16 protein-coding genes are annotated in these 15,651 nt (G+C 66.3%); 13 read left to right on the top strand and 3 right to left on the bottom strand.

The annotated features are described in order from the left end of the window. Positions 1-2 precede the first annotated feature (2 nt). On the bottom strand, positions 3-863 hold the full coding sequence (locus tag GGR44_RS11310; RefSeq protein ID WP_343052329.1) for a S1/P1 nuclease: 861 nt from the start codon (positions 861-863) through the stop codon (positions 3-5). Further along, complete coding sequence (locus GGR44_RS11305) at positions 850-1,797, bottom strand: isoaspartyl peptidase/L-asparaginase family protein (protein WP_183955706.1); 948 nt, start codon at positions 1,795-1,797, stop codon at positions 850-852. The genes GGR44_RS11310 and GGR44_RS11305 overlap by 14 nt, the downstream gene beginning before the upstream one ends. Positions 1,798-2,087: 290 nt before the next feature. Between GGR44_RS11305 and GGR44_RS11300 the strand changes: the two genes are divergently transcribed. The 11 genes from GGR44_RS11300 to GGR44_RS11250 all read left to right on the top strand — a co-directional run bounded on the left by GGR44_RS11300 (position 2,088) and on the right by GGR44_RS11250 (position 13,382). Then, positions 2,088-3,368, top strand: a complete 1,281-nt coding sequence (locus GGR44_RS11300; protein ID WP_183955898.1) for an OmpP1/FadL family transporter — start codon at positions 2,088-2,090, stop codon at positions 3,366-3,368. A gap of 51 nt (positions 3,369-3,419) precedes the next feature. Next, complete coding sequence (gene ispG / locus GGR44_RS11295; protein ID WP_183955705.1) at positions 3,420-4,580, top strand: flavodoxin-dependent (E)-4-hydroxy-3-methylbut-2-enyl-diphosphate synthase; 1,161 nt, start codon at positions 3,420-3,422, stop codon at positions 4,578-4,580. A 106-nt stretch (positions 4,581-4,686) separates the two neighbouring features. After that, positions 4,687-5,463 (top strand): hypothetical protein, encoded by a 777-nt coding sequence (locus GGR44_RS11290; RefSeq protein ID WP_183955704.1) that lies wholly within the window; start codon positions 4,687-4,689, stop codon positions 5,461-5,463. Positions 5,464-5,499: 36 nt separating this feature from the next. Beyond that, positions 5,500-6,000, top strand: a complete 501-nt coding sequence (locus GGR44_RS11285) for a hypothetical protein (protein ID WP_183955703.1) — start codon at positions 5,500-5,502, stop codon at positions 5,998-6,000. A gap of 51 nt (positions 6,001-6,051) precedes the next feature. Then, positions 6,052-6,963 carry a DMT family transporter gene (locus tag GGR44_RS11280; protein ID WP_183955702.1) on the top strand — a complete coding sequence of 304 codons (912 nt, stop codon included), beginning with the start codon at positions 6,052-6,054 and terminating at the stop codon, positions 6,961-6,963. Positions 6,964-6,972: 9 nt separating this feature from the next. After that, the gene (locus GGR44_RS11275; protein ID WP_183955701.1) at positions 6,973-7,479 is read left to right on the top strand and encodes a GNAT family N-acetyltransferase; all 507 of its coding nucleotides are present in this window, start codon (positions 6,973-6,975) and stop codon (positions 7,477-7,479) included. A gap of 232 nt (positions 7,480-7,711) precedes the next feature. Beyond that, a complete protein-coding gene (locus tag GGR44_RS11270) occupies positions 7,712-10,030 on the top strand; it encodes a DNA translocase FtsK (RefSeq protein WP_183955700.1) in 2,319 nt (772 codons plus the stop codon). 92 nt (positions 10,031-10,122) lie between these two features. Next, positions 10,123-10,767 carry a LolA family protein gene (locus GGR44_RS11265; RefSeq protein ID WP_183955699.1) on the top strand — a complete coding sequence of 215 codons (645 nt, stop codon included), beginning with the start codon at positions 10,123-10,125 and terminating at the stop codon, positions 10,765-10,767. 253 nt (positions 10,768-11,020) lie between these two features. Further along, complete coding sequence (locus tag GGR44_RS11260; RefSeq protein ID WP_183955698.1) at positions 11,021-11,818, top strand: exodeoxyribonuclease III; 798 nt, start codon at positions 11,021-11,023, stop codon at positions 11,816-11,818. Further along, positions 11,818-12,879 carry a GTP cyclohydrolase II gene (gene ribA / locus GGR44_RS11255; RefSeq protein ID WP_183955697.1) on the top strand — a complete coding sequence of 354 codons (1,062 nt, stop codon included), beginning with the start codon at positions 11,818-11,820 and terminating at the stop codon, positions 12,877-12,879. Before GGR44_RS11260 ends, ribA begins: the two co-directional genes overlap by 1 nt. After that, a complete protein-coding gene (locus GGR44_RS11250) occupies positions 12,876-13,382 on the top strand; it encodes a L,D-transpeptidase family protein (RefSeq protein ID WP_183955696.1) in 507 nt (168 codons plus the stop codon). Before ribA ends, GGR44_RS11250 begins: the two co-directional genes overlap by 4 nt. Before the next feature lie 4 nt (positions 13,383-13,386). On the opposite strand, the gene GGR44_RS11245 is transcribed toward GGR44_RS11250, so the two are convergent. Further along, positions 13,387-13,806: a sugar transporter gene (locus tag GGR44_RS11245; protein WP_183955897.1), complete on the bottom strand. Its 420-nt coding sequence runs from the start codon at positions 13,804-13,806 to the stop codon at positions 13,387-13,389. Between the two features lie 102 nt (positions 13,807-13,908). On the opposite strand from GGR44_RS11245, the gene GGR44_RS11240 reads away from it, so the two are divergent. Further along, complete coding sequence (locus tag GGR44_RS11240) at positions 13,909-14,421, top strand: 2'-5' RNA ligase family protein (RefSeq protein ID WP_183955695.1); 513 nt, start codon at positions 13,909-13,911, stop codon at positions 14,419-14,421. Positions 14,422-14,611: 190 nt separating this feature from the next. Further along, a complete protein-coding gene (locus GGR44_RS11235; RefSeq protein ID WP_183955694.1) occupies positions 14,612-15,592 on the top strand; it encodes a MarR family winged helix-turn-helix transcriptional regulator in 981 nt (326 codons plus the stop codon). The last annotated feature ends 59 nt before the right edge of the window (positions 15,593-15,651 follow it).

The raw sequence follows: 15,651 nt of genomic DNA, 5'->3' as shown, positions 1-15,651 counted from the left end.
GCTTATCCCAGCGCCTCGTCCAGCAGGCGAGCGAGGCGCAGGCCGGCCTTTTCCACCTGTTCGCGCACCACCGGCACGAGTTTTTCGATGGCGCTTTGGTCCAGCTTGCCGCGTTTGGGCTCCTGCTGCGCGCACGGGTCGCCGCCCAGCGCCAGGCCATAGGCCATGTCGCGGCTCAGTGCCCAGCTTTCCCGACTCCAGTCCTCCGTGCCGCCGCCCGCCATGGCGGCGCGTTCGGCGGCGCTGTACTGGCGCACCAGCGGCGGCGGCGTGGTGATCGCGCGTTCGGCCAGCCATCCGTCCCAGATGCTGTGAAGGTTCAGCTTTTCCGGCGCATAATCGCCATAATCGGCGCGCTGGCGGTTGCCGCCCAGATCGCCCTTGTCCGCGCCGTGCAGCGGCTGGTGCAGGTCGCCGACGAAATGGACGAGGAAAGCGAGCGCCATCAACCGTTCGCGCGCGGGCAGCTTCCGGTCCTTGAGCAGCCGGAAATTGCGGTCGATCTGCGCCGTCACGCAATTGCCGTCAGGGCAGGCGGCCTTGACGTCATAGGGCTGGCAGATCGAGATATTCTGGTAATGCCAGCTATATTGATAGCTGAAACGGTCGCCCAGCGCCTTGATGCAATCGGGCCAGACGCTGGCCGTCGCCATCGTGTTCACCGGGCAGCCGGGCGTCGCCAGGTCGGGCGCATGGCGGAGCAGCGCGGCGATGGCGGCGCGGGTCTTGGGCGCGACGTTGGCCTGCGCGATGCGGGCGACGGTGGTGTGGCCCATGTCCCACCATGCCATGGCGGGGTGGGGGGCCAGCAGCATCGCCATGCCCAGCATGGTCAGCCACAGGCGCATCTTATTCATCGCCATAGATCGCAACCTTTCGTCCGCCCTGTGCCGACGCATAGCCGCGATAGAGGCCCGGCGTGTTGAAATATATGGCATGGCCGCCATCGGGCGCGGCGACGATCACGCCGCCCACCCCGCCCATCGCGCCGATTTCGGAAAAGAGGGCGGTTGCCGCCTCCTGCGCGCTTTCGCCCATCATCCGCATCCGCGCGGCGATTTCATGCGCGGCCCCCACACGGATGAAAAACTCGCCCGCCCCGGTGGCCGACACGGCGCAGCCGCGATCATCGGCATAGGTGCCCGCTCCGATCAGTGGACTGTCGCCGATCCGCGCCCAGCGCTTGCCGGTAAGGCCGCCGGTCGAGGTGGCCGCGGCGACATGCCCGTGCATGTCGCAGGCGACCGCGCCGACCGTGCCATATTTCATGTCGACATCATACCAGCCGTCGGGCTTCGCCCTCAGTTCCTCCAGCTGGCGGCGGCGCTCGGCGGTTTCGAACCAGGCGGGGTCGACCCGCTCCACCCCCTGCTCCTTTGCGAAGCGATCCGCCCCTTCTCGCGACAGCAGCACATGGGGGCTATGCTCCATCACCCTGCGGGCCAGCGACACCGGGTTGCGCGCGCGGGTGACGCCCGCCACCGCGCCGGCGTCGCGGCGCGCCCCGTCCATGATCGCCGCGTCCAGCTCGATCCGCCCTTCATAGGTGAAGACCGATCCGCGTCCGGCGTTGAAATGCGGGTCATCTTCCAGCATGCGAACGGCCGCCTCCACCGCGTCGAGCGCGCCGCCGCCGCCCGCCAAGACGGCCTCCCCAGCGTCCAGCGCCGCGTTCAGCCCCGCGCGCCCGGCGGCGTCCTGATCGGGCGTCAGCCAGTCGCGGGTCATGGCACCCGCGCCGCCATGGACGAGCAGGGTCCATCGGGCGGCCGGCGATTCGGCGGAGGAAAGCGGCATGGCGATCAGAAATCCGTGTTGAAGAGCGACCTTTGCCCGTGGCTTAGCAGATCTGTCCGGCACAGGCAGCCCTTGGCCCAGGGAGAGGGTTTCCCATGTCGTAGCGGCACCTGTTGCACAGCTGCACCAGTTGCACACAAAACCGCAGAAAACCCCATGGTTGCTGGGATATTAACCCTTTGCTTGCTAGTTGCGGGTCAAAGGGGGAGCGGCGCCCGCGCGAGCTGAACGGCGCCCATTCCCATCACAAGGAAGAGGAATCGCCCGTGTTTCGTGCCCGCCATCGCGCCATGTTCATTTTTGCCATTGCCGGGGGCACCCTGACGTCCGCGCCCGCCCTGGCCGGCGGCTTTTACTTGCAGGAACAATCGCCGCTGGAAACCGGCCGCGCGCTGTCGGGCGGGGCGGCGGCGGCGGATGACCCCTCGACCGTCTATTTCAACCCGGCGGCGATGACGGCGCTGCCCGGCATTCAGATTTCGACCGGCGCCATCGCGCTGATGCCCACCGCGCTTCAGACCAATCGCGGCACGACGCGTTCGGCGCCCGGCCTGCCCGTGCAGGTTCCGGTGTCGGGCGGTTCGGGCGGCAATCCGTTCCACAAGGTCATTCCCGTGCCCAGCTTCTATGCGACGGCGCAGGTCAACGACCGGTTGTGGGCGGGTATCGGCGTCAACGCGCCGTTCGGTCTGAAGCTGGATTATGATCCCGATTTCTTCGGCCGCTATGATTCGCTGCACACCGACCTCAAAACCTATAATATCCAGCCTTCACTGGCCTTCCGCATTACGGACAACCTGTCGATCGGTGGCGGAATCGACGCGCAATATGTGAAGGTGAAGCTGACCAACGCGCTGCCCAATCTGTCCCCCTCGGCCCCCGACGGGCTGCTGTCGGTGACGGGCGACGATTTGTCCTTCGGCTGGAATCTGGGCGCATTCTACACCAGCGGGGGCACCAATTTCGGTGTGCATTACCGGTCTCGCATGAAGCACAGTCTGGGCGGCCGCTATGTGGTGACCGGTTTGCTCGGCCCGATCGCGGCAGGCAATGTCGACCTGCCCGTCTCGGCGCCGCTGACCCTGCCCGACATAGTGACGGTCAGCCTGACCCGCAGCCTGACCCCGCGTCTGCGGGCGATGCTGACGGCGCGCTGGTATAACTGGTCGGTGTTCCGCGAAATCAACATCCAGCCCGAAGGCGCTGCGGCTTCGGTCAAGGAACTCCATTATCGCGACAGCTATTCCATGAGCGTGGGCGGGGAATATGACGTCAGCGACAGGCTGACGCTACGCGCCGGCACGATGTTCGACCGCACGCCCACCAATCCGCAATATCTGACGACGCGCGTACCCGATGGCGATCGCGTCTGGCTATCGGGCGGGGCGACCTTCAACCTGTCGGACGCCTTTGCCCTCAATGTCAGCTACGCGCATAACTTCGTGGGCAAGGCGAACATCATCCGCCCGGACGAATATTATCCCGCGCCCGCGACCGTGGTCGCCACCACCCGGTCGCTGACCAGCGGCAATGCCGACCAGTTCGCCGCATCGCTGACCGCGCGCTTCTAAACCGCGCCATTAATCCCTATAGGGGCTTCGTACCTACGGAGCCCCTTTTTCATGTCCGAGCATAATCCCGGCCTGCGCCCCTGGCGCGACATCGCCCGCCGCCAGTGTCGCCAGATCATGGTCGGCAACGTCCCCGTCGGCGGCGGCGCGCCGGTGTCGGTCCAGACGATGACCAACACGCTGACGTCGGATGCGCGCGCGACCATCGACCAGATTCGCCGGTGCGAGGATGCCGGGGTCGACATCATCCGCGTATCGTGCCCTGACGAGGAGTCGACCGCGGCGCTCAAGCAGATCGTGCGCGCAGCGCGCGTGCCGATCGTCGCCGACATCCATTTCCATTACAAGCGCGCGCTGGAAGCGGCGGACGCGGGCGCGGCCTGCCTGCGCATCAACCCGGGCAATATCGGGTCGGACGCGCGCGTGCAGGAAGTGGTGGAGGCGGCGAAGGCCAATGGCTGTTCGATCCGCATCGGCGTGAATGCGGGCAGCTTGGAGAAGGATCTGCTCGAAAAATATGGCGAGCCCTGCCCCGACGCGCTGGTCGAAAGCGCGCTCGACCATATCAAGCTGCTCCAGGACCGCGACTTCCACGAATATAAGGTGGCGGTGAAGGCGTCGGACGTGTTCCTGGCGGTCGCCGCCTATATGCAACTGGCCGAAGCGGTCGATTGTCCGCTGCATCTGGGGATTACCGAGGCGGGCGGCCTGATCGGCGGCACGGTGAAAAGCGCCATCGGCATCGGCAACCTGCTGTGGGCCGGGATCGGCGACACCATCCGCGTATCGCTGTCGGCCGAACCGGAAGAGGAAGTGCGGGTCGGTTATGAGATATTGAAGTCGCTCGGCATCCGCACGCGCGGGGTGAAGGTGATTTCCTGTCCGTCCTGCGCGCGTCAGGGTTTCGACGTCATCCGCACGGTGCAGGCGCTGGAGGAGCGGCTTCAGCATATCCACACGCCGATCTCGCTGTCTGTGCTGGGCTGTGTCGTCAATGGCCCGGGCGAAGCGCGCGAAACGGACATCGGCCTGACCGGCGGCGGCGCTGGCAAGCATATGGTCTATCTGTCGGGCGTCACCGATCATACGGTGCAGGACGCCGGGATGATCGACCATATCGTGCAACTGGTGGAAATGAAGGCGGCGGAGATCGAGGCGGCGAAGGCCGAAGCCGACATGACCGACGCGGGCAAGGCGCAGCCGGCGATCTGACCGGGGAAATCGTTACCCAATCATTACGATTGACAGTTTCCGCTCTGTTCGTAACAGCTTGGCATCGCCGCTCAGGGGATCGGCAGAGTTCGGGGGGATATTGTCGATGCGCGCTCGCACAGTTGTTATGGGCCTGTTGCTGGCCGGGGTTGCGGCCTGTGGCGGTGAACCCAAAACCGCCAATGAAAGCGCCAACATAGCGGTCGCCAACAATGCCGTCGTCGCCGCCAAAACCACCAGCGCGCAATCCTGCCCCGACGATGGCGATCGCCTGGAAATCTCCGGCCTGTGCCGTGGCCGGGCCGTCGCCTATCTCAACGCCGTCGACGACTTTTCGGCACAGGCGCCCGATGGCTGCGCCTGGCAGGTGGCTGAAACCGAACTGGCGGGCGGCGACGTGCTGCTCTATCGCGGCCTCAAATGCGGCGCCAACGCAACGAAGCTGGCATTTTCCGCTAATGCGACGCGGGGCGAGCTGACACTTGTGTCCTCGGCGATGCAGGGCAAGCTGGACGAACCGATCCCCGTCATTTCCATGTATGTGGCGGAGGGCGATCCCGCCGCCGCCGTCACCTTCCGCGCGCGCGAAATGAACCCCGACCGGGCGGAGGCCGCCAGATGCGCCGCGCGCCCCGCGCGGGTCGACTATTGGCCGAGCGATGCGATGGTCGTCGACACCGACCCCAAGGGATCGACCACGCCCGATGGTTCGCCGGTCGTGGTCTGCGGCGACGGCGGCTATATTGACGAGGCGACCCGCTTCTGGCGCGTGGTTCAGGGCTATGCTTTCCTGTTCGATTTCGGGCAGGACATGGTCGAGGTCGACCCCGGTTCATTGACGCTGATGGCCCAGGGCGAAGACGGCCGATATCAGCCGCTTTGATGTGGACCGCCGCTCCTTTTCCGATAGGACAATGATATGATCTGTTCACGCAAGCTGAAATCGGTCGCCATCGCGGCCCTCGCCGCCGGCGTCATGCTGGCCCCGCTTGCCGCTCATGCCCAGAACCGCAGCGTGACGCAGGGCCGCTCAGGCCCCTTCGCCATCGATTATGTGATCGAAAACGGCCAGTTCGACCGCTGCGCGGCGACTCTTTCGCCCGGCCCCAACATGCTGCGCATCGCCTATACGCGAAACCTGGCCTATTCGATCAGCGTGCCGGGCGTGCCTGTCCCGGCGCGCACCATCACCTTCCTGTTCGGCCCGCGCCCCTGGGTGAAGGCGGCGGCCACAGATCCCAAACGCACGCGCGCATGGGCGGCTGTCGGCGCCGACACGATCGAGGCGCTGATGAAGGTGAAGGGCAAGATCGCCATCGACCTGGGCGACAAGCAATATCGCTGGCCGATCGGCCGGACCGACATGATGGATGTGATGGTCGCGCTGGAAAATTGCACGCACAAGGCGCTGGGGCACTGACCGGTCAACCGGGGCGGTGACGGCGCCGCCGGGCGCGGCTATGGCGACGGCATGAATCGCGCCGCCACTCCGATCATCCCCTTTGCCGTCTGCTGCGCGGGGGTAGCGCTGTTTTCCGTCATGGATGCGGCGATGAAGGGGTTGAGCCTCGCCATCGGGCTTTACAACGCTCTGTTCTGGCGCGCGGTAGCGGGTAGTGTGCTGGGGCTGGCGCTGATGCTCCTGCTGCGCGAGCCCTGGCCATCGCGCGCGGTGCTGCGCCTGCATGTGCTGCGCGGTCTGGTTGTCGCGGGCATGGCGATGCTGTTCTTCTGGGCGTTGATGCGGATGCCCATCGCCGAAGCCATTGCTCTCTCCTTCATCGCGCCGCTGATCGCGCTGTATCTCGCCGCGCTGCTGCTGGGCGAAACGATCAGCCGCCAGGCTATCGGTGCGTCGGTGCTGGGCCTGCTGGGCGTCATCGTGATCCTGTCCGGCAAGATGCGCGGCAGCTATGACGGCGTAGCGCTGCTGGGGGCCGGCGCGGTGCTGGCGTCGGCGGTGCTCTTCGCCTGGAACCTCATTCTGCAACGGCAACAGGCGCAACTCGCTTCGCCGGTGGAGGTCGCCTTTTTCCAGCATCTCGTGATGCTGGGCGCTTTTTCGCCAGGCGCGCCATGGCTGCTCGCCGTGCCGCCGTCCTCGGCCCTGCCCATGGTGCTGCTGGCGGCGGGTCTGGCCTTTACGTCGCTTGCCGCGCTCGCCTGGGCCTATGCCCGCGCGCAGGCGCAGGTGCTGATCCCGGTCGAATATACGGCCTTCATCTGGGCGGCGATATTGGGCTGGCTGGCCTTTGGCGAACGGCTGACGCTGCCGACGCTGGCCGGGGCGGGGCTGATCGTGGCGGGATGCCTGCTGGCGGCGCGAACCCAGGGCGGCGGACCGGCAACGCCGGCCCCCCATGTCGAACCCGGCCTGTTGTGAGGGAACCCCATGAGCATCATCATCCGCGCCGCCCGGCCCGACGACATCGACACGATCATCGGCTTCATCCGCGCGCTGGCCGATTATGAGCGGCTGGCCCATGAAGTGAAGGCGGACCGGGCGACCTTGTTCAACCATCTCTTCGGCCCACGCCCGATGGCGGAGGTGCTGATCGCCGACCGCAATGATGCGCCGGTCGGCTTTGCCCTGTTCTTCCACAATTTCTCGACCTTCGAAGGGCGGCCGGGCATTTATCTGGAGGATCTGTTCGTCGTGCCCGAAGCGCGCGGCGGCGGCGCGGGCAAGGCTTTGTTGCAACGCCTTGCCCGTCTTACGCTGGAGCGCGATTGCGCGCGGCTGGAATGGTCGGTGCTGGACTGGAACGAACCGTCCATCGCCTTTTACCGGGCGCTGGGCGCGCGGCCGATGGACGAATGGACGGTGCAGCGGGTCGATGGCGAAGCGTTGCGGGCGCTCGCTCGCGTCAATTCTTGCGAAGGCCATCCTGAATGCTGACGAACAGCAGCGTGGCGGCAAAGGCGCCCATAGAGATGACGACCATGGCGGGATAATAATCTGCGAACATCGGCGTGATCCTTTCCTGTGCCCCGCCGCCATGCCGTTTTGCGGGCGTTTCGCGCCATAAGGGATGTTACGGAAGCCTGCTCGGGCCCAGGGCCGGACTCTTGACGCGGACTCGCCGCTCGGCGACAAGCGCCTGTCAGGAACATTTGGGGGACATGGTGCCATGGCGGTCAGCCGCGGAGCCAAGCGCACGCCGGAATGGCGCGACATGCTGAAACGCAGCCTGATCCGCAGCGGCGCGCTGATCGGGGCGATTGCGCTCATCATCGCCACGTTGTTCGTCGCGCTGGCGCTGCTCAGTTATACGCCCAGCGACCCGTCGCTGATGACGGTAGCGGGCGCGGGCGTCAGCAACATCATGGGGGCGCCAGGCGCCTGGACCGCCGACATCATGCTGCTGCTGCTGGGCGTGCCCGTGGCGCTCATATTGCCGCTGATGGCGATTACCGCCCGCCGCCTGTGGGGCGATCAGGACATGAGCGGGTGGCAGGGGCAGGTGGGCAAATGCCTGCTGGGCATTGCGCTGATCGGCATTGCGCTCGCCCTGTTCCAGCCCGATCCGCTGGTCGGCCTGCCTTCGGGCTGGGGCGGCATGGTGGGGCTGGTTGTGGCGCGCGGGCTTGGCAGTCTGATCGGCGAAGCGCCGGAGGGCGCGCGCGGCTGGATCGACGGCGCGGTCATCGCCTTTGCCGCGCTGACGGGCATCTATGCCTGGTATCGCAGCCTGGCGCTGGAAAAGCCGATCCTGTCGCTGCGTCGCCCGAGCCTGCCACGCCTGTCGCTGCCCAAGGTCGAATTCGCGCCGCGCGCGGCCGATGAGCCGAGCGCCGACGCCGACGATGTCGAAGAACGGGTGATCGCCCCGCGCCGCGCCGTGTCGAACGAGCCCAAACCGCCGATCACCATCCAGACGCCCAAGCCCGCCCCCGCCCAGCGCGCCTTCGCGCCGGTGTCGCAGGATGATCTGTTCGGCAACGGTTCGCTGCCTTCGCCCGACCTGCTCGCCCCCGTGCCCCCCAGCCAGGGGATGAAGATCGACAAGGCCGCGCTGGAACGCAACGCCCGCCTGCTCGAATCGGTGCTCGACGATTTTCATGTGAAGGGCAATATCGTCGAGGTCCGCCCCGGCCCGGTCGTCACCATGTATGAACTGGAGCCCGCGCCCGGCATCAAGGCGAGCCGCGTCATCGCGCTGGCCGATGACATCGCCCGCAACATGTCGGCCCTGTCGGCCCGCGTCGCCACCATTCCCGGCCGCACCGTTATCGGCATCGAACTGCCCAACGCCAACCGCGAGGGCGTGTCCTTCCGCGAGCTTATCACCAGCGAGCAGTTCGGGCATGACGGCGCCCTGCCGATCATCCTTGGCAAGAATATTTCGGGCGAACCGATCATCGCCGATCTGGCGCCCATGCCGCACCTCCTGATCGCGGGCACCACCGGGTCGGGCAAGTCGGTCGGCCTCAATGCGATGATCCTGTCGCTGCTCTATCGCATGACGCCCGACCAGCTTCGGCTGATCATGATCGACCCCAAGATGCTGGAACTCAGCACCTATGACGATATTCCCCACCTGCTCTCGCCGGTGGTGACGGAGCCGTCAAAGGCGGTGCGGGCCTTGAAATGGGCGGTGGAGCAGATGGAGGACCGCTATCGCATGATGGCGTCGATCTCCGTCCGCAACCTTGCCAATTATAACGAGAAGGTGCGCGCCGCAAAGGCCAAGGGCAAGCCGTTGGGCCGCCGGGTGCAGACCGGTTACGATCCCGAAACCGGCAAGCCCATTTATGAAGAGGAACAGCTCGATTATCAGCCGCTGCCGCAGATCGTGGTGGTGGTCGACGAACTGGCCGACCTGATGATGACGGCGGGCAAGGAGGTCGAATTCCTGATCCAGCGCCTCGCGCAAAAGGCGCGGGCGGCCGGCATCCACCTCATTCTCGCGACGCAGCGCCCCTCGGTCGACGTCATCACCGGCGTCATCAAGGCGAACCTGCCCACCCGCATCAGCTTCTTCGTGACCAGCAAGATCGACAGCCGCACCATATTGGGCGAGCAGGGGGCCGAACAACTGCTGGGCAAGGGCGACATGCTCTACATGGCGGGCGGCAAGGCGCTGACCCGCGTCCACGGCCCCTTCGTGTCCGACGACGAAGTGCGCGCCGTCGCTGACCACTGGCGCGCGCAGGGGACGCCCGACTATATCGCGTCGGTGACGGAGGAGCCGGAGGACGGCAGCTTCGCGCTCGACGGCGTCGACCTGGGCGACGACAGCCCCGACGCGCAACTCTTCCGCAAGGCGTGCCAACTGGTGTTCGAGAATCAGAAGGCGTCGACCAGCTGGCTGCAACGCCAGCTCCGCGTAGGCTACAACAGCGCCGCGCGCCTCATCGAACGGATGGAGGAGGAGGGGCTGGTCGGCCCGCCCAACCATGTCGGCCGCCGCGAAGTGCTGCGCGACGAAAACGGCAATCCGCTCTGATCGGAAGCTGAACGACAGGGAACAGTCGGGTTCACGGGCGGTTCAATGCGGCTCGCCTAATCCCCTTCCTCCAACAGACCGGAGATTTTCCCATGAAGCGCATCATCGCGCCACTGGCCCTTGCCCTGACCGTCGCGCCGCTGGCGCTGGTCGCCATGCCCGCGACCGCGCAGCAGCAGCAGGGCGCCGCCGACCTTGCCCGCGTCAGCGCCCATCTGCGCGCGATCACCACATTGGTGGCCGATTTCGCGCAGACCGACCGCAGCGGCCAGACGCTGACCGGCAAGCTGACCCTGAAGCAGCCGGGCAAGGTGCGGTTCCAGTATCAAAAGGGCGTGCCCCTGCTGATCGTGGGCGACGGCAGGGCGCTGACCATGATCGATTATGAAGTGCGTCAGGTGCAGCGCTGGCCCATCGGCAATTCGCCGCTCGGCGCGCTGCTTGATCCGTCCAAGGACATCTCGCGCTATGGCAAGGTGATTCCCACGGGCGATCCCAACACCATCTCCATCCAGGCGCGCGACCCCAAGCGGCCCGAATATGGCACCATCACCATGGTGTTCCAGCGCGACGCCGGGTCGCCCGCTGGCCTGCGCCTTTATGGCTGGGTGGCGCTCGATTCGCAGAACAACCGCACATCGGTGCGGCTGACGGGCCATCGTTATGGCGCGCCGGTCGCCGATTCGGCCTTCCGCTGGACCGATCCGCGCCAGCGCGGCCGCCCCGGCGGCGGTTGAGCCGGGCCGGTCGCGCGGCGGATCGCCACCTGAACATTTCCGTTCATCCTGCGCTCATATGAACGGCGCTAAACCCAAATCAACGGCGGGAGGCGCCGGCCGGATTTCCCCCCTGTTACCGGTTCCGCTCCCCCCGTCGCGAAGCGCTTAAAGGGCGCGATATGAGACCCCCGTTCCACGCCCCCGGAGCGGGGGTCTTTGTTTGTTCCGGCCGCTCTTGCGCCCCGGGCCGCCCGCGCCTACGGGAATGGCCATGGCCGATATCCTTCGCATCGCTTCCTGGAACATTAACAGCGTCCGCGCCCGGATCGACATTGTCGAACAGTTTCTGGCGCAGGAATCGCCTGACATTCTGTGCCTTCAGGAAACGAAGGTCATCGATTCGATCTTTCCCGCCGCCATGTTCCGCCAGCGCGGCTACAAGCATCTGATCCTGCATGGCCAGCCGATGCACCATGGCGTCGCCATCATCAGCCGCGTGCCTGTGTATGAAGATGACCGGTTCGACTGGCAGGCCAATGGCGAGGCGCGCCATGTCGGCGTGCGACTGGACAATGGCGTGCGCATCGAAAATGTCTATGTGCCCGCAGGCGGCGACATTCCCGACCGGACGCTCAACCCCAAATTCGGGCAGAAGCTCGATTTTCTGGAGCGGATGATCGCCTGGTCGTCGGCGCTCGACAAGAAACCCACCATATTGACCGGCGACTTCAATATTGCGCCGCTGGAGAGCGATGTGTGGAGCCACAAGCAGTTGCTCGACGTGGTCAGCCACACGCCGGTCGAATGCGAGATACTCGGCCGGTTGCAGGCGTCGAACGACTGGGTGGACCTGGGCCGTCATTTCCATCCCGCGCCGCAGCGGCTCTACACCTGGTGGAGTTACCGCGCCAAGGACTGGGCGGCGTCGGATCGCGGGCGGCGGCTCGACCATATGTGGACGACCCCGGATCTGGCCGCAAAGGCTGTGTCGCACCGGGTGGTCGAACCCGCCCGCAGTTGGACCAAACCGTCCGACCATATCCCGATCATCACCGAGTTCGCCTTCTGATGGAGGGGCGCGCCGCCGCTCGCGCCATTGATGCGCTGCGCCGGGGGTGGCCGGTCACGGTCAGCGCCGCCGACGGCGCGCTACGCCTGATGGCGGTGGAGGGCGCGGACGCGGTGACGCTGGCGGCCTTCGACCCCGATGGCGCAGCCGACATTCTGATCTCCGCCACCCGCGCCGCGACGCTCAAGCTCACCAACCAGCGCGCCGCCGCCGACCCTGACCAGCCGGTGATGATCGCGCGTACGCCCTGGATCGACGCGGGCGTGGCGATGGCCATCGCCGATCCGGTGCGCGATCTGGGTTCGCCGATGAAGGGGCCGTTCGCCACCGCGCCGCTGCCCGCGCCGCTGGCCGCCGCCGCCGCCCTGCGGCTGGCGCGGCTGGCGGGGATATTGCCCGCCTTCCTGATCGCGAAGGATGAGGGCGAGAGCGAGGTCGACGTGAGCGCCGCCGCCATCGACGCCTATGACGACGCGGGTCGGCTGGCCATTGCGACGCGCGCGCGCCTGCCCGTGGCGGCGGCCGAAAATGCGGAAATCGTCGCCTTTCGCAGCCCGGAGGAGCCGCGCGAGCATGTCGCCCTCATCATCGGCCGCCCCGATGGCCGCCCGCCGGTCGTGCGCCTGCACAGCGAATGCCTGACCGGCGATGTGCTCGAATCGCTCAAATGCGACTGCGGTCCGCAATTGCATGAGGCGCTGCACCGCATCGCCGACGCGCCATGGGGCATTCTGCTCTATTTGCGGCAGGAGGGGCGCGGCATCGGCCTCGTCAACAAATTGCGCGCTTATGCGTTGCAGGATCAGGGGTTCGATACGGTCGACGCCAATGTCCGGCTGGGCTTTGCCATCGACGCGCGCGATTTTTCGGTCGCGGCGCGGATGCTGAAACTGCTGGGGGTGGGCGAGGTGCGGCTGCTGACCAACAATCCGCAGAAGGTCGCGGGGCTGGAGGCTGCGGGCATCGCCGTGGCCGAGCGGCTGCCGATCATCCTGCCCGCCAATCCGCACAACGAACGCTATCTCGCCACCAAGCGCGACCGGACCGGCCACCAGCTATGACCGCGCGCCTGATCGTCGACAGCGCCGCGCGGCGGTTGACGCTGGGCGATTGGAACATGCCCTGCGCCATCGGGCGTAGCGGCGCCTGCGCGGCCGATGTCAAGCGGGAAGGCGACGGATGTTCGCCCATAGGCGCATGGCCGGTGCGCGGCGCATTGCTGCGGCCGGGCCGTGTTCCGCCGATGGACCTGGCGATCCCGTGGCGCTGGCTGCGGGCGGGTGACGGCTGGTCCGACGACCCCGCCGACCCCGCCTATAACCGCCCGGTCCGCCTGCCGCGCGGCCACTCCGCCGAAACATTGTGCCGCGACGATTCCGCCTATGACGTCATCGTCGTGCTGGGCCACAACGACGCGCCGCCCGTGCCGGGGATGGGCAGCGCGATCTTCTTTCATCTGTGGGTCGACGCGCGCCCGACCGAAGGATGCGTCGCCATCGCCCGCGACGATATGCTCGCGCTGTTGCCGATGCTGCGGCCCGGCGACGCCTTGACGATCATCTGATCGTTCAGCGCAGGGCGCCCTTGGCGACAAGCGCGCGGGCATAGCCATATTGGATCGCCGCCATCAGGACGATGAAGGCCGGGAATGCCGCTGCGCTCCATCCCTTCACCGCGATCAGGTCGGTCAGGGCCAGCGCATGGCCGAACTGGATGATGACGGCGACCAGCGACAGGGCGAACAGCGCCGCCGCCGCCGCCCGCCGCGCCAGCAGCGTCCCCGCGCCCAGCGTCCCAGCGCCGACGGCGACGGCATAGACGCCCCACAACCAGCCGGGCATGGTCGTCATCATGCGGGCGGTATAGGGATCGGTTTTCGCCAGTTCGGCATAATCCATGGTGAATTGCATGATGAAGGCTGCAACCCCCATCAGGTTCCACAACAACAGCACGATGGCGATCGGAACGAAAAAGGGCGATGCTTTCATGGCGATCTTCTCCCGGTGCGGGCGCTTCATGCGCGCTCTGTCACTCTTGCATCATACACCCTTTGCCTATGGTGCGGCAATGCTCGTTGCGGGATCGCAAGGATGACCGAGGGGGCGGCTCCGATCATCCTGACGGCGACCATGGGCGCCGCCGACTTTGCCTGGGCCAATGCCCTGCGCCGCCGCCATTTTCCGCCCGAGCGCAACTTTCTCGACGCGCATATCACATTGTTCCACCATCTGCCGCCGTCGATCCTGCCGGAATTGCGGCAGCGAATGCGCGCGCTGTGTGACGGGCCTGCGCCATCCGCGATGCTGTCGGCGGTCATCGCGCTGGGCCATGGCGTCGCTTTTCGGGTGGAAAGTCCGGCGCTTGACGGGATACGGGCGGAACTGGCTGCGGCCTTTGCCGGATTGCTGACGCCGCAGGATCGCGCGCCGCCCCGGCTGCATATAACGGTGCAGAACAAGGTGAGCGTCGACCAGGCGCGCGCGCTGCACCGGCAACTTTCCAACGATTTCCGGCCGCGTCCGCTGGCCATAGCGGGGTTGGCCGCGTGGCATTATCGCGGCGGGCCGTGGGAGGCTGCTGGCGAGGTCCGCTTTCGACGCTGATATGGCGGCGGCGAATATTGATAGGTCCATAATGGAATCATTTCCGTCGCGGCACATGCACCGCCTGTTGCTTCGCTCCATTTCGGATAAATACTGTCCGCTATTCCGCCGAACCCGCGCTATTGTGGAACAAATAGAGGCCGGAGAACATGATATGGATGATCAGTCTTGGATAGGGAGGGACTATGCCATGACCGAAGAAGGCGATAGCCCTTCGCCGCTCATTGTAGGCCGGCGGCCGGGTCTTTTGGTTGTCAGCGCCAGGAAGGACGCCGATTTTCATGCCGCCCTCGCCGCCGCGGCCGACCTGCGCCTTCAGGCCATCATATCGCCGGACGAGGCTGCGGACTGGATCGATCAGGCGCCCGCGCTGGACATGCTTTTGCTGCAATGTCCCGAGCCATGGCCGGGGTTGGCGGACTTGCTGTCGCGTCTCGACGAGGATGTTCAGAACAGGGGATCGTCCCTGATCGTGCATTGCACGCACGCCACCATTGATCTGGCATATGCGATCTGTCGGGCGCCCGCCACGCGCTTCCTGTGCGATGGCGACTGGGGCGACCTTGTCGGCCAGTTGATCCAGGCCAGGCAAGCGGGCGAATGCGCTGCGCTGGTGCGCGAAAGCGATCCTGAAAAGGAACAGCTCCGTCGGTTGAGCGAGGATGTCGGTCGGCTGACGCGGACAATCGAAGCCCTGGTCAGCGCGCGCGCCGGCGTCGCGGGCGCCGCGCGGGCGCAGCAGATGTCAGACCGTTCGAGCGACTATATCGGGATGCCTGCCGACCCGGCGGACCAGGGGCCGGGGCCATCGTCGCTCCACGGGCTGCGCGCCGCGCAGGTGCGCGAAATGCTGCGTGCGCGACGGATGCGCACCGATTTTCTGCCCGGCGACCTGTTTGCCGATCCCGCCTGGGACATGCTGCTCGACCTGCTGGCGGCGCGACTGGAGGGCGACAGGGTTTCGGTGTCCAGCCTGTGCATCGCCGCCGCAGTGCCGCCGACCACGGCGCTTCGCTGGATCAGGACATTGAGCGAACAGGGGCTGGTCGAACGCCATGCCGATCCGCTGGACGGGCGCCGCATTTTCATTCAACTGGCCGATCATACGGCCGAGGCTCTGGGTCGCTGGTTCCACGCCAGCCGCCGATTGCTCGTCGCCGCGGCGGGATGATGACTTTGCCGCAAAGGGGCGGTTGACCCGGCCGCAAATTCTCTTAAAAGCCCCCCATT

The organism is Sphingobium fontiphilum (assembly GCF_014196635.1).
Taxonomy (GTDB): Bacteria; Pseudomonadota; Alphaproteobacteria; order Sphingomonadales; family Sphingomonadaceae; genus Sphingobium; species Sphingobium fontiphilum.
This window is presented reverse-complemented; position numbering and strand designations above follow the sequence as displayed.